Raw genomic sequence first — 19924 nt, 5'->3', positions numbered from 1 at the left:
GCCCAGGGCCGTCGGCGCCGTCCCGTGCCCGGGCCGGGTCCCGCGCGGGGTTCGACCTGCCCGAACCGCTGTGCGATCCGGACGCCGGCGCCGCACGGCACCGCCGCCGGAGGCCCGGGGCCCGCAGCCGGTGGGTGCGGGCGGCGGCCCGGGCCCGGGCCGCACGCGCGGCGGCCCCGGGGCGCGGGTGCGCCGGGCGGGGCAGGACGCCCGTTTGCCGGCGTCCGGGAGCGACCACCCCGACAGCGAGGAGCAGCGCGTGCCCACCACCGTGTCCTACGGCGACCACCCCAGCCGGAGCGTCCACCGCTGGGAGCCGGAGGGCGCCGGCGGACCCGCGCCCGTCGCCGTCCTGCTGCACGGCGGCTGGTGGCGCGACAGGCACGACGCCGCCCTGATGGATCCGCCGGCCCGCGACCTCGCCTCCGCCGGGTGGGCGGTGTGGAACATCGAGTACCGGCGTACCGGGGACGACGGCGGCGGCTGGCCGCAGACCCTAGACGACGTCGGCGACGCCCTGGCGTACCTCGCCGACGCGGCCGCACGCGAGCCCGAGCGGTACGACCTCGGACGCGTGGTGTGCGTGGGGCACTCCGCCGGAGCACATCTCGCCCTGCTCAACGGCCTCGCGGAGGGTGGGACCCCGGTGACCTCGGTGGTCGCCCTGGCCCCCGTCACCGACCTGGAGCGGTCCGCCCTGGCGGGGCTCGGCGAGGGCGCCGTCGTCCCGTTCCTCGGGCCGGACCCCACCGCGGAGCTCTACCGGGTCAGCTCGCCGGTACGGCGCCCGCTGACCGGCCTGCCGCAGCTGGTGGTGCACGGGGACGCCGACCAGCGCGTCCCGGTCGAGCACAGCCGCGCCTACGCGGACGCGGTGCGCGCGGCGGGCGGCACCGTGGAGTACCACGAGGTCGCCGGGGCCGACCACTTCGCCGTCATCGACCCGCGGGGGCCCGCCTGGGAGGTGGTCCGCGCGTACCTGGCGCGGACGGGCTGATCCGGGCCGGCGGGCGGCCCGCCGCCCGCGGACGCGGGAGGGGGCGGCCCGGCACGGACCGCCCCCTCCCGTCCGTCGTCCCGCCTCCCCGCGCGGGTCCCGGGCGCGGGGCACAGGGTCAGGAGGACCCGTTCGCCCCGTTCGTCCCGCTCGTGCCCTGGTCGGACCGGGCGGAGCCGTTGCGCCACCGGTCGGCGACGTTGTCGAAGATCTTGCCGCCCGCGCTGGCCGCGCTTCCGGCCACGTCGCGCAGGGTGCCCAGGAGCGGGTCCCCCGAGCGCTCCCACGACTCCTTGTAGGACTTGGCGGCGCTGCGGGCCTCCGCGCCGACCCTCGCCTCGCGGTCGGAGGAGCGGCGGGGGTAGTCGCCGCCGATGATCCGCTGGTAGGAGCCCTCCTCGATCCACCGGTGCAGCTCGGCCAGGCGGACCACCGCGAACGGGTGGGTCTGTCCCATCAGGCTGATCAGCTTGAGGAAGCTGTCGCGGGCGTCGCCGCCGGACTCGTACTCGCGCGCCTGCTCCAGGAACGCGTCGGGGTTCATCTCGACCAGGGTCGAGCCGCCCGCGAGCTTCATCAGCGCGCGCTTGGCGGCCTCGGGGTTCTGGGAGGCCAGGACACCCGCGCGGTCGCAGGAGAGCTCGGACTTGCGGTACCACTCCTCCAGCGCGGCGACGATGGCCTGGAGGCCGATGTAGCCCAGGGGCACCCACGCCACGCGGGTCGCCAGCCTGATCAGGGCCAGCAGCATGGTGCGGTACACGGCGTGGCCGCTGAGGATGTGCCCGACCTCGTGGCCGATGACGAAGCGCTGCTCCTCGTCGTCCAGCAGGTCGAACAGGCCCGTGGTCATCACGATGAAGGGCCGCTGGCTGCCGATCGCCATGGCGTTGGGCTTGGGGTTCATCTGGATGTAGAGCTCGGGGACCTCGTCCATGTCCAGGACGTAGGCGGCGTCGCGGACGTAGTCGTGGACGTGGGGGAACTGGGTGGGGCCGACCCGGACGGCGCTGGACAGGAACATCAGTCTGAGGGCGCGTTCGTTGAACAGCCCCGACATGCGCTTGAACACCTCGTCGAACCCGCGCAGCGAGCGCAGCGCCACCAGGGCCCCACGGTCGGCGGGGTGCTCGTAGGCGCGGGGTGAGATCTCGGAGAGCCGGACGCGGACGCGGTCTGGTGTGTTGGCCATATCGGCATGCTATGCGGCCCGATGGCGCTTGGCCACGGTTTCGACCTTCGAGATATGACGCGATTGCCGGGGTGCTCCGACACGCCCGGGAAGCAGGCCGAGAAGGTCGCGGTTGTTCCGTTGAAGGGAACAAAACGGGAGGAAGAGGCCGCCGAAGGTGCCCGTCGTCGGCTAACCTCGGTTGGCCGATCCCGGCAAACACGACCCACGTCCACGGCGAAACGGAGCGCACAGTGGCGCACGAGGCTCCAGGCGTCCTCCCAGGTGAAGGCCTCCCTCCACGGCGGAGCGGCGCCGGCCCCACCAAGGTCGGCATCATGGGCGGCACCTTCGACCCCATCCACCACGGGCACCTCGTGGCCGCCAGTGAGGTCGCCCACCTCTTCGGCCTCGACGAGGTGGTGTTCGTGCCCACGGGGCAGCCCTGGCAGAAGGACCCGGCCAAGGTGACCCCCTCCGAGGACCGCTACCTGATGACGGTCATCGCGACCGCGGAGAACCCCCAGTTCCGCGTGGACCGTGTCGAGATCGACCGCTCGGGGCCCACCTACACCCTCGACACCCTCCGCGAGATGCGCTGCAAGTACGGTCCCGAGGTGGAGCTGTACTTCATCACCGGGGCCGACGCGCTGGGCGCCATTCTCAGCTGGCACAACGTCGACGAACTTTTCGATCTCGCGCATTTCGTAGGCTGTAACCGTCCCGGTCACCATCTCAGTGACTCAGGACTGCCCGAGGGCAAGGTCTCCCTGGTGGAGGTCCCCGCGCTGGCGATCTCCTCGACCGAGTGCCGGGAGCGGGTCCGCAAGGGCGAACCCATCTGGTACCTGGTCCCCGACGGCATCGTTCGCTACATCCACAAGACCGGGCTCTACCGGGACAGCTGAAAGGCAGCAAGTACAACGTGACAGCCACCGACAGGGCTCTTGAGCTCGTCAGGGTGGCGGCCGAGGCCGCCTCCGACAAGCTCGCCCAGGAGATCATCGCCTACGACGTCAGCGAGCAGCTGGTCATCACCGAGGCGTTCGTGCTCTGCTCGGCCCCCAACGACCGCCAGGTGCGCTCGATCGTCGACGAGGTCGAGGACCAGCTCCGCCTGAAGGGCGGCGTCAAGCCGCTCCGGCGCGAGGGCGAGCGGGACGGCCGCTGGGTGCTCCTGGACTACGCCGACATCGTCGTGCACGTCCAGCACGAGGAGGAGCGCGGCTACTACGGCCTCGAACGGCTGTGGAAGGACTGCCCCGAGATCGAGCTCCCCGAAGGGGCGCGCGGAGCCGAGCGCACCGCCCTCGACGAGCAGTAACCCTTTCGGACCCACCCCGAGCGGAGAGAAACACCCTGTGAGCGACACCCCTCGCGTGCTGTTCTGGCGGCACGGACGCACGGCCTGGAACGTGGAGAACCGCTTCCAGGGTCAGACCGACATCGAACTCGACCAGGTCGGCCACGCCCAGGCCCGGCGGGCGGGCGGCCTGCTCGCCTCGCTCGGCCCCGACGTCATCGTCGCCTCCGACCTGAAGAGGGCCGCCGACACGGCCGGGTACCTCAGCCGCGCCACAGGGGTGCCCATCGAGTTCGACAAGGGACTGCGCGAGCGGTTCGGGGGGTCCTGGGAGGGGCGGACGGGGGCGGAGCTGTCCGCGCGCTGGCCGTCCGAGCACGCTCGGATGGCCATCCCGGACGGGGAGCCCATCTCCGAGGTCGGCGACCGCATGCGGGCGGCCGTCGACCGGGGACTGGCCAGAACCCCGGCCGGGGGACTGCTCGCGGTGGTCAGCCACGGTGCGGCCGTACGCATCGGGATCGCCCGCATGCTCGGCATCCCCGACGAGCAGCGCGAGATCCTGGGCCCCCTCAGCAACTGCTCCTGGTCGGTGCTCCAGGAGCGCCGGGGGCAGTGGCGGCTCATGGAGCACAACGCGGCGAGCCTGCCCGAACCCGTGGTCCTCAGCGACGACGCCTGAAACCGTTTCGACGTTCTCGCCGGATTCCGCTATGGTTCTGGGAGTCGTGAGGGCGAAAGCCCCCGACTCCCACACGGGGCTATGGCGCAGTTGGTAGCGCGCCTCCATGGCATGGAGGAGGTCTGGGGTTCGAATCCCCATAGCTCCACGGACTGAGGACGATCCTGCTCGCGCGTGACCGCGCTCGCCGGGTCGTCCTTCGTGTTTACCGGGGGGGAGACCCCCCGAACCCCCCGAGGCACCCCCCTGGGGTTGGGGTCGCGGTGATCGGCGGGGCGGCGGTACCGCACCTGGCGGCGGGGATGTCGTCCGTCCGTCGCGGCGTTTTCCTGCGCACAGGTCTTGCTGGCCTGCGTTCTCCGGGACGATCCTGCTCGCGCGTGACCGCGCTCGCCGGGTCGTCCTTCGTGTTTGCCGGGGGGAGACTCCCCGAACCCCCCGAGGCACCCCCCCTGGGGTTGGGGTCGCGGTGATCGGCGGGGCGGCGGTACCGCACCTGTCGGCGGTGACGCCCGTCCGGCCGTGGCGGGTCCCCTCGGGGCCGCGGGAAGCGGCCCCGGGGGGACCGGGGTCAGGGCAGCGCCCGGAAGAACGCGCGGACGTCCTCGACCAGGAGCTCCGGCTCCTCCATGGACAGGAAGTGGCCGCCCCGGCCGAGCTCGGTCCACCGCACCACGTGGTGGTCCCGCTCCGCCCAGCGCCGCACGGTCACGTCCTGCGCGGAGACCAGCACCCCCGTCGGCACCGTCCCCCGCTCGGGGGCCCAGCCGCCGGCCTCCCAGCCCCCGTCCGTCCCCCCGTCCGCCGTCTCCCCGCTGTCCCATCCGCTCGCGGAGTCCTCACCCCAGGAGCTCGCGGACATCTCCTCGTAGTAGATCTGCGCGGACGAGCCCGCCGTGCCGGTCAGCCAGTAGAGCGACACGCACGTGAGCATCCGGTCGCGGTCGAGGGCGGCCTCGGGCAGGGCCTCCTCCGGCTCGCTGAGCTCCTTGAACTTCTCCACCATCCAGGCGAGCTGACCCACGGGCGAGTCGTTGAGCCCGTAGGCCACCGTCTGGGGGCGCTTCGCGTTGCACTGGAGGTAGCCGTCGTTGTAGTCCTGCATCGACTTCCACCGCTCCTCCTCCACCCCCGTCAGGCCCTCGGTGTCGCCCTCCGCGACGGGGAACGTGATCATGGCGTTGAGGTGCACCCCGAGGACCCGCTCCGGCGCCTGCCTCCCCACCTCGGGGGCGACCCACGAGCCCGTGTCGTAGCCATGGACGCCGTAGCGCTCGTAGCCGAGCCGCGACATCAGACCGACCATGACCCCGGCCATCCTGGCCGCCCCCATCCCGGGACCGGCCAGCGGCGTGGAGGGGCCGAACCCCGGCAGGGACGGGACGACCAGGTGGAACGCCTCCGCCGGATCGCCCCCGTGGGCGCGCGGGTCGGTGAGCGGACCGATGACGTCCAGGAAGTCGGTGACCGCCCCGGGCCAGCCGTGCAGCATGAGCAGCGGCGTGGCGCCGGGCTCCGGCGAGCGCACGTGCAGGAAGTGGAGGTTCTGCCCGTCGACGACGGTGGTGAACTGGGGGTGGGCGTTGAGCTCCGCCTCGCAGGCCCGCCAGTCGTAGGCCGAACGCCAGTACTCGGCCAGCTCCCTCAGGTATCCCACCGGGACGCCGCGGTCCCAGCCCACCCCCGGGACCTCGTCCGGCCACCGTGTGTTGCCCAGCCTCTCCGCGAGATCGGTCAGCTGCTCCTGCGGAACCTCCATGCGGAAGGGCCGGATCTCCTGCTGGTCCTGCTCCGTGTTCGTCATGGGTGGAAGCCTAGGAACCGGTTAGGTCGGATCCGTTCCCAACCGGAGGGGAGAATCGGATCCATGGCAGAAACCTCGACGCGCCTGCTCGCGCTGCTCTCGCTGTTGCAGGCCCACCGCGAGCGGTCCGGCGCCGAGCTGGCGGAGCGGCTCGGCGTCACCGCGCGCACGATCCGCCGCGACGTGGACCGCCTGCGGGGGCTCGGCTACCCGGTGCACGCGACCAGGGGCACCGCCGGGTACCGGCTGGGGGCCGGCGCCGCGATGCCGCCGCTGCTGCTCGACGACGAGGAGGCCGTCGCCGTGGTGGTGGGCCTGCGCACCGCCGCCGACGGCTCCGTCAGCGGCGGCGAGGAGGCCTCGCTGCGCGCGCTCGCCAAGCTCGAACAGGTCCTGCCCCCGCGTCTGCGCAGCCGGGTCGACACCCTGCACGGCGCCACCCTGCGGGCCGGGGCGGAACCTGGGCCGACCGTGTCACACGAGACGCTGATGGCCGTCGCCGAGGCCTGCCGGCGCAGGGAGCTCCTGCGCTTCGGCTACACGAGTCCGCGCGGGGGTCCGACGGTCCGGACGGTCGAACCGCACAACCTGGTCAGCTTCGGCCGGCGCTGGTACCTGGTCGCCTTCGACACCGACAGGCAGGACTGGCGAAGCTTCCGCGTGGACCGGCTCACCCCCCGGACCCCCACGGGCCCCCGGTTCGTCCCCCGCGAGCCTCCCCACGGCGACGCGGCCGCCTACCTCGCCCGTCAGCTGTCCTCGGAGACCTGGCCCTTCCGCGCCGTCGTCAGGCTGCACGCCTCCTCCGAGGCCGCCGCCGACCGCGTGTGGCCGGGCATGGGTGTCCTGGAGGCCGTCGACGAGCACAGCTGCCTGTTCCACGTGGGCTCGGAATCCCCCTCCGACCTGGTCTGGATGATCACGTCGGTGGGATTGGACTTCACCCTGGTCAGCGGCCCGGGCGGACTCGCCGACGCCTTCCGCGACCAGGCCGCCCGCTGCACGGCCGCGGTGGAGGACGGCCCGTCCCGGGCGCGGTGAGGCCCCCGGGGCAGGGGTCTCCAGGCGCCGGCGGGCCCCCGCTCGAGGCGCCGGGGGCGGCCTCCGTGTCGTCCCCTTCGGCATGTCGGGGCCCTGACCGGCGGAACGGCGTCATGATGGAGACGGGAACGGGGGCCGGTCGGCGGGACAGGAGAGACCATGGAACTCAGCGTCAACACCTTGCTCAGCCTCGACGGCGTGATGCAGGGGCCGGGTGCGCCGGACGAGGACACCAGCGGCGGCTTCACCAGGGGAGGCTGGCTGGTCCCCCACGCCGACGAGGACATGGGCCGGATCGTGGACGGGTGGTTCGCCGCGGGGGAGGCGCTGCTGTTCGGCCGCTCCACCTACGCCATGATGCGCGACTACTGGCGGGAGGTCACCGACCCCGGGGACCGGGTGGCCACGGCGCTCAACAGCCGTCCCAAGTACCTGGTCTCGACCACCGCGGGCCGGACGGGCGCGGACTGGGGCGACACCACGCTCATCGCCGAGGACGTCCTCGGGAGCGTGCGGGCGCTCAAGGAGCGCCCGGGCGGCGAGATCCAGGTCCACGGCAGCTGGCGGCTCGCCCGGGCCCTCCACGCGGCCGGGCTGGTCGACGTGTTCCGCCTGCTGGTCTTCCCGACGGTCGTGGGAGACGGCAAGCGGCTGTTCGACGAGAGGACGGAGCCGCTCGGCTTCACCGTCGAGGGGAGCGCCGCCACGCCCGCCGGGCTCCTCTCGCTCACCCTGCGCCCCGCGCCCTTCACCACCGGCGGTTTCGGGGTCGTGGACGGGCGTGAGACGGTCCTCTGACGGGGGCCGCCGCGTGCGGCGCCCGCACCGGCCGGGGGCGGGTTCCGCGGGCGCCCGCCCCTCAGACCCGGCGCAGCCAGACCGCGGCGTCCCCGGGAAGCCGCCCGTCCAGTTCCGTGCTGGCCACCAGCACCTCGCCGGGCGGCAGCTCCACGGGCTCCCGGCCCGTGTTGACCAGGACCAGTACCCCGGGCCCCCTCCAGAAGGCCAGCACCGGGCCCAGGTTCAGCGTGTCGTCCCAGACCAGGGTCCGGTCCGCGCAGAAGTCCGGGCGGTGCGCCAGAGCCCTCCGGTACAGGTTGAGCACCGAACCGGGGTCCCCGGACTCGGCCTCCACGGACCACCGTCCCCAGCCCTCGGGCTGGGGGAGCCAGGAGCCGCCCGCACCGAACCCGTACGAGGGGCCGTCCGGGGTCCACGGCAGCGGTACCCGGCACCCGTCGCGCCCCTTGTCGGTGCGGCCGCTGCGCTCCCAGCGGGGATCCTCCAGGGCCTCGGCGGGCAGGCCGGCCGCCTCGGGCAGGCCCAGCTCCTCGCCCTGGTAGACGTACGCGGACCCGGGCAGCGCCAGCTCCAGCAGTGCGAGCGCCCGGGCCCGCCGGGTCCCCAGCTCCAGGTCGGGCTCGGGGTCGCGCCCGTCCGAGAGCAGCCACGTCCCCTGGTCGGTCCCGCGGGGCAGTCCCAGCACCGACACCGGGCGCACGACGTCGTGGTTGCCCACCACCCACGTGGGCGCCGTGCCGACGTGCGCGGCGTCCGCGATCGACGCGTCGATCACGCGGCGGTAGGAGTCGGCGTCCCACTCCGTCCTCAGGAAGTCGAAGTTGAACGCCTGGTCGAGCTCGTCCGGCCGGGTGTACAGCCGCCGCCGGTCGCCGGGCAGCCACACCTCGCCCACCGTGGCCCGGGGCGGGTCGAACTCCGCCAGCACGCGGCGCCAGTCCCGGTACACCTCGTGGACCCCGGGCCGGTCGAGGAGCGGGTGGTCGGGGTTGGCCGCGATGTCCTCGAACCGGCCGCCGTCCACCAGGACCAGGTCGCGCAGCGGCTCGCGCAGGTCCTTGACCAGTGCGTAGGCGACGTCGATGCGGAACCCGTCCACCCCGCGACCGCTCCAGAACCGCAGGATGCCCCGGAACTCCTCGCGCACCCTCGGCTCGTCCCAGTTCAGGTCGGGCTGCTCGCGCGCGAACAGGTGCAGGTACCACTGGCCGTCCTCCACGCGCGTCCACGCCGGTCCGCCGAACGTCGACCGCCAGTTGGTCGGGGGGAGCCCGCCGTCCTCGCCCCTGCCGTCGCGGAAGACGTACAGGTCGCGCTCGGACGAGCCGGGGCCGGCGGCCAGGGCGTCCCGGAACCACGGGTGCTCCTCGGAGGTGTGGTTGGGCACGATGTCGACCATCACGCGCAGGCCGAGTCCGTGCGCGGCCGCCACCATCGCGTCGAAGTCCTCCAGGGTGCCCAGCCGCGGGTCCACGGCCCGGAAGTCGGACACGTCGTACCCGCCGTCCGCCCACGGGGAGGCGTAGAACGGCGACAGCCAGATCCCGTCCGCGCCCAGGTCGGCGATGTGACCGAGCCGGGCGGTGATGCCGGGGAGGTCACCGACCCCGTCCCCGTCGGAGTCCGCGAAACTGCGCGGGTAGATCTGGTAAAGGACCGCGTCGCGCCACCACTGCTGCATGGTTCCCCTTCGCTGATCGGGTGTTCGGGCCGTCGTGCGGGTCGTCGGCGGGCCGTGCGGGCGCCCCGCCCCGGCGCGCTCACGCCGTTGCCCCGCCCCCGGGGACCGGGGTCAGGTGGACAGCCCGCGCGCGCCCCGGGGGGCCGCGGTGGACTGCCGGAGGATGATCTGGGTGGGCATCTCCACGTGCGTGTCGGTCCGGGCCTTCCCGTCGAGGATGCCCACGGTGAGCCGTCCGGCGGCCAGGCCGGTGTCGTAGGGGGCCTGGTCCACGGTCGTCAGGTCCAGGACGGCGGCGGCGTCGTGGTTGTCGAACCCCATGAGGGAGATGGAGCCGGGCACGCGGACCCCCGAGCGCCGCAGGATCCGGTGCGCGCCCATCGCGATGTCGTCGAACTCGGCGAGCACCGCCGTGGGCGGGTCCTGGTCGGACAGGAGCTCTCCCATGGCGAGCTCGCCCCCCGCGTGGCCGGTCGCCTTGCCGACGCTCCAGGGCGCCAGGCCCGCCGTGGCCATCGCCGCCCCGTACCCCTCGAGCCGGTGCCGGGAGCTGGTGCTGGACCACTCCTCCCGCCGGGCCCCGATGTAGGCGATACGGGTGTGCCCCAGGTTGAGCAGGTGCCGGGTGGCTCCGGCGGCGCCCGCGCGGTCGTCGATGTACACGCTTGCCCGTCCCGGGACGCACTGGCCCACGAGCACCACGGGCACCCCGACGTCGTCCAGGCGGTGGCACTCGTCCTCGGACAGGTCCATCGACACCGTGACGACGGCGTCGGAGTTGCGCCGGAGGGGGAGCGCGCGCGTCCAGCCCTCGCGGGCCCGGGTCTCGCCGACCTGGTACACGAGCATGTCGAGGTCCGCCTCGCGCAGCGCGTCGCTGACCCCCGACAGGACCACCCCGAAGAACCACGGCTGGAGGAAGGGGACGACCACCGCGACCCGGCCCGTGCGGCCGGTGACCAGGCCCGAAGCGTTCCGAGAGACCACGTAGGAGAGTTCGTCCGCGGCGCGCTGGACGCGCAGGCGCACGTCGGGGGCGACACCGGGGGCGCCGCGCAGGACACGGGAGACCGTCGAGAGCGAGACGCCCGCCCGGTGGGCGACGTCCCGCATGCTCGCGGGTTGGCTGGACATGCTGCCTACGTTAAGAGTGTGGCCCGTGTCATGGCAACGTTTTCAACGAGTCTGCCGACACGAGGAACGCCATTCCCCCTGTAGCAGGCAGATCCGGATAAGTTTTGTGTTGACTGGATCACATGGCGGTGGCATCGTTTTCGCACGACCCCGGGGGGATGACCCAGGACACACTCGACGGCGCGCGCCCGGCCACCGCCCGGCGCGGAAGGAGAGAGTCATGTCAGAGCTTTCACGCCACAAGAGGTACGCGGTGCGCACCGGTGCGGCGGGCCTGGCCGCACTCGGCCTGACACTGGCCACCGCGTGCGGAACGCCTCCGGGGGAGGGGTCGGAAGAGGAGGGGGAGAGCGCGGGACTCGCCGAGGACCCGCAGTTCGTGTGGGCGGTCACCGGCGCCGACCGGCAGGTCCACGAGGAGGTCGCCCGCCTCTGGAACGAGAGGAACCCCGACCGGCAGGTCGACATCTTCTTCCTGGCGCCGACCGCGGACGAACAGCGGCAGGCCATGTTCCAGGACCTCCAGAGCCAGGCCGGGGAGTTCGACGTCCTCGGCCTCGACGTCATCTGGACCGGCGAGTTCGCCGACTACGGGTACATCGAGAGCCTGGAGGACCTGAGATCCGAGGTCGACGGCGTCAGCCTGGACGGCGCCGTCGACAGCGCGCAGTGGCAGCAGGAGCTGTACGCGCTCCCGTACTCCTCCAACGGAGCGTTCCTCTACTACCGCACCGACCTCGTCGACGAGCCCCCCGCCACGTGGGAGGAGCTGTACGAGACCGGCACCGAGGCCGCCGAGGAGGCCGGCATCTCCGGCTACGTCGGCCAGGGCGACCAGTACGAGGGGCTCGTCGTCAACTTCCTCGAGCTGTACTGGTCCGCGGGAGGGGAGCTGTTCGACGACGCCCAGTCGCAGAGCACCTTCCTGGAGGGCGACGCCGCCACCACGGCGCTGGACTTCATGACCGAGGCCTACGACAGCGGCTTCTACGCGGAGGGGTTCGACTCCATGGTCGAGGACGACGCACGCGCCCTCTTCCAGGCCGGCGAGGCCGTGTACATGCGCAACTGGCCCTACGCCATCCCGCTCCTGGAGGGCGAGGGAGGCGAGGAGAGCGCGGTCGCCGACGACTTCGCCGTGGCGCCGCTGCCCACCTTCACGGGCGAGGGCACGACCAGCGCGCTCGGCGGGCTCAACAACGCGGTCAGCACCCTGAGCGAGAACAAGGACCTGGCCCGCGAGTTCGTCCTGTGGGCGGCCACCGATCCCGAGGCCCAGGACATCCTGGCCACCAACAGCCTGCCGCCGACCATGCAGAGCGCCTACGAGGACACGGAGGACCCCCACCTGGAGGTGCTCGGCGAGATCCTCGGCGACGCGCACGCGCGTCCGCCTGTGCCGGGATACAACTCGATGTCGCTGGTCATGCAGGAGAACCTGCACGCCGCCTACCTGGGGCAGGAGGACCCGGCCGCGGCCCTGGAGGCCGTGGACCGGTCGGCCGACGAAGCCCTAGAGCAAGAGTAGGTCCGATGGCGAAGACCCAGAGCGTCAGTACGCGCCGCGGCCTGGGCGAGCGGGCGATGGGCAGGATCTTCCTCGCCCCGTCGTTCGCGTTCATGGCCGTCATCGCCCTCTTCCCGGTGTTCTACGCGATCGGGATGAGCCTCTACAGCATCCGCGGATTCCACCAGGAGTTCACCGGGTTCGACAACTACGCGCGGGTCCTGACCGACGCGGGGTTCTTCAACGCGGTCGGGAACACCCTGGTCTTCACCGTCGCCTCGGTGTCGTTGGAGTTCGTCGTCGGTATGGCGTTCGCGCTGATCATGCACCAGGCGTTCGTCGGCCGCGGCCTGACCCGCGCGGTCATCCTCGTGCCGTGGGTGATCCCGACGGCCGTCGCCGCCCAGGTGTGGCGGTACATGTTCGACCACAACCCGGGCTTCGTGAACTCGGTCCTGGGCACGGACGTCAACTGGCTGCGCGACCCCGCGTGGTCCATGGTCGGCATCATCAGCGCCGACGTGTGGAAGACCGCTCCGTTCGTCGCCCTGCTGCTCCTGGCCGGGCTGCAGACCATCCCGAAGGACTACTACGAGGCGGCCAGGGTCGACGGCGCCACCGTGGTCCAGCGGTTCTGGTTCATCACCCTGCCCCTGCTGAGGCCGGCGATCGTCGTGGCCCTGCTGTTCCGCACGGTGGACGCGCTGCGCATGTTCGACTTCGCGTACGTGTTCGCCGGGTACTCGAACTCGCTCGCCACCCTGTCCGTGTACGCCCAGCGCTTCCTGGTCGCCGAACCGGAGCTGGGCTACGCCAACGCCCTGTCCACCGTCACGTTCGTCATCGTCATGATCGTCGGCCTGGCCTTCATCAGCCGCATGGGCCGCCACATGGTCGGCGACGTGGCGCGGAAGGAGAAGTGATGACGGCCGAGACGGTGAAGCCGAGCGGGCCGGTCCACCGGCCGCGCCGCAGGACGCACCCGGCGGTGGTCAACGCGCTCAAGCTGCTGGGCCTGCTCCTGGTGCTGGGCTGGTGCCTGTTCCCGTTCCTGTGGATGGGGATGACCAGCCTCCGGTCGGGGTCGGTGGCGCTCACGGACCCGAACATCTTCCAGGGGCCGTTCAGCCTGTCCAACTACGAGCAGGTCTTCGACCTCGGGTTCCAGTTCGCCCTGCGCAACTCGCTCATCGTGGCGGCGGTGACCACGGCGATCTGCATCCCGGTCGCGTCCCTCGCCGGCTACGCGCTGGCGCGCCTGCCCATGGCGGGCAAGTTCGCGCTGCTGGCGGCCACCCTGGTGGCCACGCTGTTCCCGCCTGTGGCACTGGTCAACCCGCTGTACCAGGTGTACCTGAAGCTCAACCAGTGGACCGGGATCAACCTGCTCAACTCCTACGCGGGCATGATCATCCCGTACGTGGCGCTGACCCTGCCGCTGGCGATCTTCATCCTCGCCACCTTCTTCGCGGGCATCCCCCGGGAGATCGAGGAGTCGGCGAAGGTGGACGGGGCCACCCCGTTCCAGGCGTTCCTGCGCGTGGTGGCGCCGCTGGCGGCGCCGGGCGTGGGCGCTGCCGCCATCCTGACGTTCGTGTACTCCACGAACGAGTTCCTGCTGGCCTTCTCCTTCGCGCCGCGCGACCTGAACGTCCAGACCGTGCCGGTGTTCGTGGGAACGTTCGAGCGGGTCGGCTACGAGAATCCGATCGGCCAGATCATGGCGGCATCGGTGCTGGTCTCGGTACCGCTCATCCTGTTCGCCCTGGTCCTGCAGCGCCGGATCGTGGCGGGCCTGACCTCGGGGGCAGTGAAGGGCTGACGGCGGCGGGGAGTGGCCCGGGGAGCAGTCCAGGACCCCGGTCCCCTCCCGCCGCCAGGCCCTCCGGGGGAGGGGCGGGAGGCCGACCGCCACGGCGCCGCCGCGGTCGGCCGGAGCCGGGACGTGCCCTCCGCACCACTCCTTCGGCGCCCCTCCCGGACCCGCACCGCCCGTCCGGGGCCGGGACTCACCGGCGGGTGACGTCGTCGCGGTCCAGGTCGGCGGCGTCCCTGCCCATCAGCTCGGCCGTGATCTGCAACTCGGCCAGGACCGCGCGCAGCACGTGCTCGACCCCCGCCGCCCCGTCCACGGCCAGGCCGTAGACCCAGGGGCGTCCCAGCAGCACCGCCCGGGCGCCCAGCGCCATCGCCACGGCCACGTCCGCGCCCGAGCGCACCCCCGAGTCGAACAGCACCGCGGCCCGGTCGCCGACCGCCTCCACCACCTCGGGCAGGGCGTCCAGGGCCGCCACCGCGTTGTCGACCTGGCGGCCCCCGTGGTTGCTCACCACGAGGCCGTCCACGCCCGCCTCCACCAGCTCGATCGCCTCGTCGCCGCGGACGACGCCCTTGACCAGGACCGGCAGGTCGGTCCAGTCGCGGATGCGCGCGATGTTGTCCGTGCTCAAGGACCTGCTCGCGAACGCCCCGAGGAAGTGGAACACCGCTTCCGTGAACACCCCGCCGGGCTCCGGGTCGGCCTTGAGCCGGGAGCGGAACTCAGGGTCGCTGAAGTAGTTCGCCATGCCCTGGCTGCGCAGGAACGGCAGGTGGCCCAGGGCCAGGTCGCGCGGCCTCCACCCCAGCCTCTTGGTGTCGGCGGTGACCACGATCGCCTTCGCGCCCGCCGCGGTCGCCCGTCGCACGAACGACTCCGCGAGCGCGTCGTCGCCGGGCCAGTACAGCTGGTACCACCACGTGTCGGCCGCCTCCGCGACCTCCTCCATGGGCGTGGACGCGGCCGTGGACAGGACCATCGGCACGCCCAGGGCGTTCGCGCCCCTGGCCACGGCCAGTTCCGCCTCCCCGTGGACCTGCTCCAGGACCCCGACCGGGGCGGTGAGCAGCGGGGTCGGGTAGCGCTCCCCGAACAGGGTGACGCCCAGGTCCCCGGCGTTCTCCGCGCCCGGCCGCAGGCTGCGCGGGCGGAGCGCGTACCGGGCGAACGCCGCCACGTTGGCGTCGGCGGTGCGCTCCCGGCCGGCGCTCCCCTCCACGTAGCCGAAGGGCCCCGGCTCCATGGCCTTCTCGGCCAGGTCGCGCAGGGCCTCGTGGTGGTAGGGCAGGCGCGGCAGGTCGCCGTTGGTCGCGTCGGCGTAGACGCCGTCCTGGTACTGGGCGAAGTGGCTCATCGTTCCCTCGCTGGCGCCGGGGGCGCCCGGTGCGCGCGCCGCGGTCGGCGCACGGGACGGACAGGGAGGCCCGGGCCGTGGGGGGGGGGAGGGCCCGCGGCCCCGGGCGGTCGAACCGTTCGCGCCGTCCGGCTCACGGAGGATGCTACCGGGCGCCCGGGTGACGCACGTCACCCGGGCGCCCGGTGTTCACCGCGCCGCGCCGAACCCGAGCGGCGCCGCCGCCCGGCCGGAGCTCCGCCCGGTCCCCGTGGCGGGACCGGCCGCGCGGCTCAGGACGAGCCGACCGGGAGCCCCTCGTCCAGGACTCCGCCGTCCCCCGCCTCGGAGATGTGCAGCGCGGCGACCAGCTCCCGGTAGAGGGGGTCCCGGTCCAGCAGCTCGCGGTGCGTGCCCCGGGAGCGGACACGGCCGTCCTCCATCAGGACGATGCTGTCGGCGTGGATCACCGTCGACAGCCGGTGGGCGATGGTGACCACGGCCTTCCGGTCGGCGTGGCGGCGCAGGCTCTCCGTGATCGCCGCCTCCGTGATCGCGTCCACCTGCGAGGTGGCCTCGTCCAGCAGCAGCACGTCCGGGGAGCACAGCAGGGCGCGTGCCAGGGCGATGCGCTGCCGCTGCCCGCCCGAGAACGACGTGGCGTCGAGCTGGGTGTCCAGGCCCTCCTCCAGGGCGTCGACCTTGTCCGCCAACCCGACCTCGTCCAGGACCCGGCGCACGTCCTCCTCCGAGGCGTCGGGCCTGCTGAACAGCAGGTTCTCGCGGACGGTCCCGGGGATCACCGGGGTGTCCTGCTCGACGTACGCGAAGTGGCCGCGCACCTGCCTGGGGGTGAGCGACGGGTAGGGCGTCCCGGCCAGCGCGAGCTCCCCCTCCACCGGTTCGAGGAAGCGCAGCAGCAGCGAGAACACGGTGGTCTTGCCCGCGCCCGACGGTCCGACGATGGCGGTGTGCCCCCGCCGGGGGATGCTCAGGTCGACCCGGTCCAGCGCGGCCTCGGCTCCGGGGGCGTACCGGGCGGTGACCCCGCGCAGCTCCAGCAGCGCGTCCCCGGCGCCGTCGGGGTCGGCGAGCGTGACGTCGGGTCCGTCGGAGGACGGCTCGAGGGGGATGGCCTCGACCTCGCGGATGCGCCTGGCCGCGGCCACGCCGGACTGGAGGGTGGTGACGCTCTGGGAGAGCTCCATGACCGGGTTCATCAGCGTGAACGCGTAGAGCAGGAACGCGATGAGGGAGGACACCTCCATCGCGCCGGAGGTCACCCGCAGGGCGCCCACCCCCAGGATGGCGATGATCGAGATCTGGATGCCGCCGTAGGCGATCGTCCAGGCCACGGCCTCGCGCCTCACCGACCGCACCCCGTGGTGCGCGGCCTGCCGTGCGTGCTCCAGGATCTGGCCGCCGAGCCGGTCCTCGGCGCGGCTCACCTTGACCGTGCGCACGGCGCGCAGGGCGCCGTCCAGGACGCCGCCCATGAGTCCCAGCGAGTTCTGCGCCTTCTCCTGGGCCTTGGCGATGGCGGGCATCAGGGTGAGGAACAGGATCGTGACGACGAGCACGGCGGTGAACGTGACGGCGAGCAGGACCAGGTCGAGCACCCCCATCATCACCAGGGTCCCGACCAGCAGGACACCGCCGTTGACGAGGCTGATGATGCTGCTGGAGGCGGCCTCGCGCAGGAGCACCGTGTCGGAGGTGGCCCGTGTGACGAGTTCGCCCGAAGGGCGCCGGGACATCGGGATGAGGGCGGCCCGGAAGTAGCGGCGCACCAGGGAGGTGCGGGCGTCGAGGACGACCTTCTCGGCGACGGTGCCGAGGAGGATCCAGTGCCACAGGCCGAACCCGATGCCCAGGGCGAACAGCCCGAGCAGGAGCGAGATGGGCACCACGAGGCTGCCCGCGTCGGCGACGGTGTCCAGGACGAGCTTGATCACCATCGGGTTGGCGAGTTCGAGCGCCGACCCGAGCAGCGCGAGCACCAGTCCGAGGGCGAGCTTCCGCCGGTGCGGGTGCACGAACGACCACAGCACCCGGAGCTGGGCGAAGCGGGGCTCTTGCGTCCCCGGCGAGGAGTCGGTTAATACCGTAGATCGTTCAGTCATGCTCTAAATTAGGTCATATGTGACCGATTATTGTCAACCAAGTACCGACAAGCCTAGGATGTTGGCATGGTGAACAGCGCTCCCTCAGAGGAAGAGACGAGGACACGCGCGCGCACCCGGCGCGCGATCCTCGAAGCGGCCGTCCAGGTCCTCGGCGAGAACTCCGCGGCCCCCCTGTCGCAGGTCGCCAGAGCCGCGGGGGTCGCCCGCAGCACCCTCCAGCGCTACTTCCCCGAACGCGCCGACCTGACGAGCGCCCTGGGGGAGTACGCCGACGAGCTGATCACCGAGGCCATGCAGAGGGCGCGCACCACCGAGGGGACCGGTCTGGAGGCCTTCCTGCGCCTCGTGCCGGAGTACTTCGCGCTCCAGAAGGTGATCATGCTGGCGTTCGGGCAGGAGGAGGATCTCACCGAGGGTTCCGAGGAGGAGTGCGGGGAGGCCGACCTCGCGCTCACCGCCCTCATCGAACGCGGGCACGCCGACGGCAGCATCGACCCCGCGATCTCCGCGAGCTGGATGCAGCAGTTCCTGTGGGCGGGGCTCTACTCCGGGTGGTCCTACGTCAACACCGGGGAGGTCTCCGCGTACGAGGCGCTCAACCTCTGCGTGCTCTCCCTGGAGAAGGTGGCCGCGAACCCGGCCGCGAACGGCGGGCGCGGCTGACGCCCGCCGTTCGGGCGGCCCCAGCGCTCCCCGCGGGCCGGGCCCTCGGCGCCGGCGCGGGGACGGGAGGACGGGTCAGAGGTACAGGCCGGTGCCCCGCTCCGGGGCCTCGTTGGCGACGGCGTGCACGTCGCGCTCGCGCAGGATCACGTAGCGCTCGCCGTTCAGCTCGACCTCGCCCTGCTCCTCCGGGTCGAAGAGCACGCGGTCCCCGGTCTTCACGTGCCGGGCGCCGGTCCCGGCGCCGACGACCTCACCCCACGCGAGCCTGGTCGCCAGCTTCACCGTGTCCGGGATGACCAGACCGGCACTGCTGCGCCGCTCGCTCCGGTCCACGACCGTCCGTACGAGGAGGCGGTCGTGGAGCATCTGGATCTCAAGCTTTGATTCGGCCACGACCCCAGGGTATTCGGCCCCGCACACGGCTATCCACCGGCCGCCCGCCCGCCCCGGCGTCCCGACCTGCCCCGGACCTCCGGTACAGTACTTCTATCGCCGAGCGGGGAAACCGCCCGGCACACCAGGGGCTATGGCGCAGTTGGTAGCGCGCCTCCATGGCATGGAGGAGGTCTGGGGTTCGAATCCCCATAGCTCCACGCGACTCTGGGACGACCCTGCTCGGAGGCCTTCGGCCTCCTCGCGGGGTCGTCTTCGTCATGTCTGGAGACCCCCCGAGGCACCCCCTGTGGCTGGGGTCGCGGTGATCGACGGGGCGGCGGTACCGCACCTGTCGACGGTGACGCCACCCGTCCGTCGCGGTCGTTTCCCGTACGGGCTGCTTGTGTCCCGTGTTCTCCGGGGCGATCCTGACCGCGCTCGCGGGGGCGCCTTCGTCATGTCTGCCGGGGGAGGCCCCCGACCCCCCGAGGCATCCTCCGGGGCGGGTTCCTGTCGCCCGGCGGCCCTCTGGGAGCTCTCCCGCCCCTTGACCCGGGGTGTGGCGTGGGTCATAATCAACATAACGGTTGATCAACGAGAAAGTTGAATGCGCAGATGGCGAGCGACCCCCTGAGCCTCACATTCGCGGCGCTGGCGGATCCGACCCGCCGGGCGCTGCTGGCGAGGCTCGCGGAGGGCGAGGCGACCGTCAACGACCTGGCGGAGCCGTTCCCCATCAGCCTCCAGGCGGTGTCCAGACACCTGAAGGTCCTGGAGCGGGCCGGCCTGATCAGCCGCGGCCGCGACGCGCAGTGGCGTCCCTGTCGGCTGGAGCCCGCGTCTCTGGAGCAGGCGTCGGTGTGGATCGGGCGGTACCACGACCAGTGGGAGGAGCGCTTCGACCGGCTGGACGAGGAGATCCGCCGCATCCAGGACGCGCGGGGAACCGGAGACCGCAGCACCGAGGGAGAGAAGACCCATGAGTGACCTCACCGTGACCGTCGAGCCCGGTCGCCAGGACATCGTCATCACCCGCACCTTCGACGCGCCCAGGGACGTGGTGTTCAGGGCCATGACCGAGCCGGAGCACCTGGCCCGGTGGTGGGGGCTGGACGAGACCGACACGGTCGTCGACCGGGCCGAGGTGCGGCCCGGCGGCACCTGGCGGTTCGTCGAGAAGGCCGCCGACGGCGAGGAGTACGCCTTCCACGGGGTCTTCCACGACGTGGTCGCCCCCGAGCGCATCGTGCAGACCTTCGAGTTCGAGGGGATGCCGGGCCACGTGGCGATGGACACCCACATGCTGGAGGAGAAGGACGGCCGCACCCTCTACCGGGCGATCTCCGTGTTCCAGACGGTCGAGGACCGCGACGGCATGGTCAGCTCCGGCATGGAGGAAGGGCTGGCCCAGTCGCTGGACGCCCTGGAGGGGCTCGCCCGCGGCCTCGCCTGACGCCCGCCGGGCCGATCGGCCGGGCCCCGGA

19 protein-coding genes and 2 tRNA genes are annotated in these 19924 nt (G+C 72.4%); 14 read left to right on the top strand and 7 right to left on the bottom strand.

Annotation, left to right across the window (positions count from 1 at the left end):
• Window positions 1-259 precede the first annotated feature (259 nt).
• Window positions 260-997, top strand: a complete 738-nt coding sequence (locus ACWGL3_RS21310) for an alpha/beta hydrolase family protein (protein WP_267948626.1) — start codon at window positions 260-262, stop codon at window positions 995-997.
• A gap of 118 nt (window positions 998-1115) precedes the next feature.
• Here the strand turns inward: ACWGL3_RS21310 and ACWGL3_RS21305 are convergent, their stop codons facing one another.
• On the bottom strand, window positions 1116-2189 hold the full coding sequence (locus ACWGL3_RS21305; RefSeq protein ID WP_267948627.1) for a M48 family metallopeptidase: 1074 nt from the start codon (window positions 2187-2189) through the stop codon (window positions 1116-1118).
• 233 nt (window positions 2190-2422) lie between these two features.
• On the opposite strand from ACWGL3_RS21305, the gene nadD reads away from it, so the two are divergent.
• From nadD to ACWGL3_RS21285, 4 genes are all read left to right on the top strand, one after another.
• Complete coding sequence (gene nadD, locus ACWGL3_RS21300) at window positions 2423-3076, top strand: nicotinate-nucleotide adenylyltransferase (protein WP_267948628.1); 654 nt, start codon at window positions 2423-2425, stop codon at window positions 3074-3076.
• Window positions 3077-3093: 17 nt separating this feature from the next.
• On the top strand, window positions 3094-3492 hold the full coding sequence (gene rsfS / locus ACWGL3_RS21295) for a ribosome silencing factor (protein WP_267948629.1): 399 nt from the start codon (window positions 3094-3096) through the stop codon (window positions 3490-3492).
• A 37-nt stretch (window positions 3493-3529) separates the two neighbouring features.
• Entirely contained in the window at window positions 3530-4153 is a 624-nt protein-coding gene (locus ACWGL3_RS21290) for a histidine phosphatase family protein (protein WP_344184026.1), read from the top strand.
• A gap of 75 nt (window positions 4154-4228) precedes the next feature.
• Window positions 4229-4301: transfer RNA gene (locus ACWGL3_RS21285), tRNA-Ala, on the top strand.
• 423 nt (window positions 4302-4724) lie between these two features.
• Here the strand turns inward: ACWGL3_RS21285 and ACWGL3_RS21280 are convergent.
• Complete coding sequence (locus tag ACWGL3_RS21280) at window positions 4725-5957, bottom strand: epoxide hydrolase family protein (RefSeq protein WP_452461712.1); 1233 nt, start codon at window positions 5955-5957, stop codon at window positions 4725-4727.
• 63 nt (window positions 5958-6020) lie between these two features.
• Between ACWGL3_RS21280 and ACWGL3_RS21275 the strand changes: the two genes are divergently transcribed.
• Together ACWGL3_RS21275 and ACWGL3_RS21270 are read left to right on the top strand one after the other, a co-directional pair.
• Entirely contained in the window at window positions 6021-6998 is a 978-nt protein-coding gene (locus tag ACWGL3_RS21275; RefSeq protein ID WP_452461711.1) for a helix-turn-helix transcriptional regulator, read from the top strand.
• Between the two features lie 159 nt (window positions 6999-7157).
• Window positions 7158-7796: a dihydrofolate reductase family protein gene (locus ACWGL3_RS21270; RefSeq protein WP_267948633.1), complete on the top strand. Its 639-nt coding sequence runs from the start codon at window positions 7158-7160 to the stop codon at window positions 7794-7796.
• 61 nt (window positions 7797-7857) lie between these two features.
• Here ACWGL3_RS21270 and ACWGL3_RS21265 read toward each other — a convergent pair whose 3' ends face one another.
• Both ACWGL3_RS21265 and ACWGL3_RS21260 read right to left on the bottom strand, forming a co-directional pair.
• Window positions 7858-9480, bottom strand: a complete 1623-nt coding sequence (locus ACWGL3_RS21265) for a glycoside hydrolase family 13 protein (RefSeq protein ID WP_267948634.1) — start codon at window positions 9478-9480, stop codon at window positions 7858-7860.
• A 111-nt stretch (window positions 9481-9591) separates the two neighbouring features.
• Window positions 9592-10614 carry a LacI family DNA-binding transcriptional regulator gene (locus ACWGL3_RS21260; RefSeq protein WP_267948635.1) on the bottom strand — a complete coding sequence of 341 codons (1023 nt, stop codon included), beginning with the start codon at window positions 10612-10614 and terminating at the stop codon, window positions 9592-9594.
• Window positions 10615-10834: 220 nt separating this feature from the next.
• On the opposite strand from ACWGL3_RS21260, the gene ACWGL3_RS21255 reads away from it, so the two are divergent.
• From ACWGL3_RS21255 to ACWGL3_RS21245, 3 genes are read left to right on the top strand one after another with little or no spacing between them, the layout of a single operon-like run.
• Window positions 10835-12142: an ABC transporter substrate-binding protein gene (locus tag ACWGL3_RS21255; protein ID WP_267948636.1), complete on the top strand. Its 1308-nt coding sequence runs from the start codon at window positions 10835-10837 to the stop codon at window positions 12140-12142.
• Window positions 12143-12198: 56 nt separating this feature from the next.
• The gene (locus ACWGL3_RS21250) at window positions 12199-13044 is read left to right on the top strand and encodes a carbohydrate ABC transporter permease (protein ID WP_267950281.1); all 846 of its coding nucleotides are present in this window, start codon (window positions 12199-12201) and stop codon (window positions 13042-13044) included.
• Window positions 13044-13943, top strand: a complete 900-nt coding sequence (locus ACWGL3_RS21245; protein WP_267948637.1) for a carbohydrate ABC transporter permease — start codon at window positions 13044-13046, stop codon at window positions 13941-13943. Before ACWGL3_RS21250 ends, ACWGL3_RS21245 begins: the two co-directional genes overlap by 1 nt.
• A gap of 187 nt (window positions 13944-14130) precedes the next feature.
• Here the strand turns inward: ACWGL3_RS21245 and ACWGL3_RS21240 are convergent, their stop codons facing one another.
• Complete coding sequence (locus ACWGL3_RS21240; RefSeq protein ID WP_267948638.1) at window positions 14131-15294, bottom strand: alpha-hydroxy-acid oxidizing protein; 1164 nt, start codon at window positions 15292-15294, stop codon at window positions 14131-14133.
• Between the two features lie 272 nt (window positions 15295-15566).
• Window positions 15567-17324, bottom strand: a complete 1758-nt coding sequence (locus ACWGL3_RS21235; RefSeq protein ID WP_452461713.1) for an ABC transporter ATP-binding protein — start codon at window positions 17322-17324, stop codon at window positions 15567-15569.
• A gap of 138 nt (window positions 17325-17462) precedes the next feature.
• Here ACWGL3_RS21235 and ACWGL3_RS21230 point away from each other — a divergent pair, with 138 nt between their 5' ends.
• On the top strand, window positions 17463-18062 hold the full coding sequence (locus ACWGL3_RS21230; protein WP_267948639.1) for a TetR/AcrR family transcriptional regulator: 600 nt from the start codon (window positions 17463-17465) through the stop codon (window positions 18060-18062).
• A 75-nt stretch (window positions 18063-18137) separates the two neighbouring features.
• On the opposite strand, the gene ACWGL3_RS21225 is transcribed toward ACWGL3_RS21230, so the two are convergent.
• Entirely contained in the window at window positions 18138-18431 is a 294-nt protein-coding gene (locus ACWGL3_RS21225; RefSeq protein WP_267950283.1) for a GroES family chaperonin, read from the bottom strand.
• Between the two features lie 154 nt (window positions 18432-18585).
• Between ACWGL3_RS21225 and ACWGL3_RS21220 the strand changes: the two genes are divergently transcribed.
• The 3 genes from ACWGL3_RS21220 to ACWGL3_RS21210 all read left to right on the top strand — a co-directional run bounded on the left by ACWGL3_RS21220 (window position 18586) and on the right by ACWGL3_RS21210 (window position 19893).
• Window positions 18586-18658 (top strand) — tRNA-Ala (locus tag ACWGL3_RS21220).
• A 397-nt stretch (window positions 18659-19055) separates the two neighbouring features.
• Window positions 19056-19427: an ArsR/SmtB family transcription factor gene (locus ACWGL3_RS21215; RefSeq protein WP_267948642.1), complete on the top strand. Its 372-nt coding sequence runs from the start codon at window positions 19056-19058 to the stop codon at window positions 19425-19427.
• Complete coding sequence (locus ACWGL3_RS21210; protein ID WP_267948643.1) at window positions 19420-19893, top strand: SRPBCC family protein; 474 nt, start codon at window positions 19420-19422, stop codon at window positions 19891-19893. Before ACWGL3_RS21215 ends, ACWGL3_RS21210 begins: the two co-directional genes overlap by 8 nt.
• Window positions 19894-19924: the final 31 nt, after the last annotated feature.

Source organism: Nocardiopsis sp. NPDC055824, assembly GCF_053616335.1.
Note: the sequence above shows the minus strand (reverse complement) of the source record. Positions and strands in the feature narration are given on the sequence as shown.

Bases quoted from the DNA above. Each gene is read 5' to 3' on its own strand.
- ACWGL3_RS21275 (WP_452461711.1), top strand. From the start codon at position 6,021: ATGGCAGAAACCTCGACGCGCCTGCTCGCGCTGCTCTCGCTGTTGCAG.
- ACWGL3_RS21270 (WP_267948633.1), top strand. From the start codon at position 7,158: ATGGAACTCAGCGTCAACACCTTGCTCAGCCTCGACGGCGTGATGCAG.
- ACWGL3_RS21255 (WP_267948636.1), top strand. From the start codon at position 10,835: ATGTCAGAGCTTTCACGCCACAAGAGGTACGCGGTGCGCACCGGTGCG.
- ACWGL3_RS21215 (WP_267948642.1), top strand. From the start codon at position 19,056: ATGGCGAGCGACCCCCTGAGCCTCACATTCGCGGCGCTGGCGGATCCG.
- ACWGL3_RS21225 (WP_267950283.1), bottom strand. From the start codon at position 18,431: ATGCTCCACGACCGCCTCCTCGTACGGACGGTCGTGGACCGGAGCGAG.
- ACWGL3_RS21230 (WP_267948639.1), top strand. From the start codon at position 17,463: ATGGTGAACAGCGCTCCCTCAGAGGAAGAGACGAGGACACGCGCGCGC.
- ACWGL3_RS21265 (WP_267948634.1), bottom strand. From the start codon at position 9,480: ATGCAGCAGTGGTGGCGCGACGCGGTCCTTTACCAGATCTACCCGCGC.
- ACWGL3_RS21210 (WP_267948643.1), top strand. From the start codon at position 19,420: ATGAGTGACCTCACCGTGACCGTCGAGCCCGGTCGCCAGGACATCGTC.
- ACWGL3_RS21250 (WP_267950281.1), top strand. From the start codon at position 12,199: ATGGGCAGGATCTTCCTCGCCCCGTCGTTCGCGTTCATGGCCGTCATC.
- ACWGL3_RS21240 (WP_267948638.1), bottom strand. From the start codon at position 15,294: ATGAGCCACTTCGCCCAGTACCAGGACGGCGTCTACGCCGACGCGACC.
- ACWGL3_RS21245 (WP_267948637.1), top strand. From the start codon at position 13,044: ATGACGGCCGAGACGGTGAAGCCGAGCGGGCCGGTCCACCGGCCGCGC.
- ACWGL3_RS21260 (WP_267948635.1), bottom strand. From the start codon at position 10,614: ATGTCCAGCCAACCCGCGAGCATGCGGGACGTCGCCCACCGGGCGGGC.
- ACWGL3_RS21280 (WP_452461712.1), bottom strand. From the start codon at position 5,957: ATGACGAACACGGAGCAGGACCAGCAGGAGATCCGGCCCTTCCGCATG.
- ACWGL3_RS21305 (WP_267948627.1), bottom strand. From the start codon at position 2,189: ATGGCCAACACACCAGACCGCGTCCGCGTCCGGCTCTCCGAGATCTCA.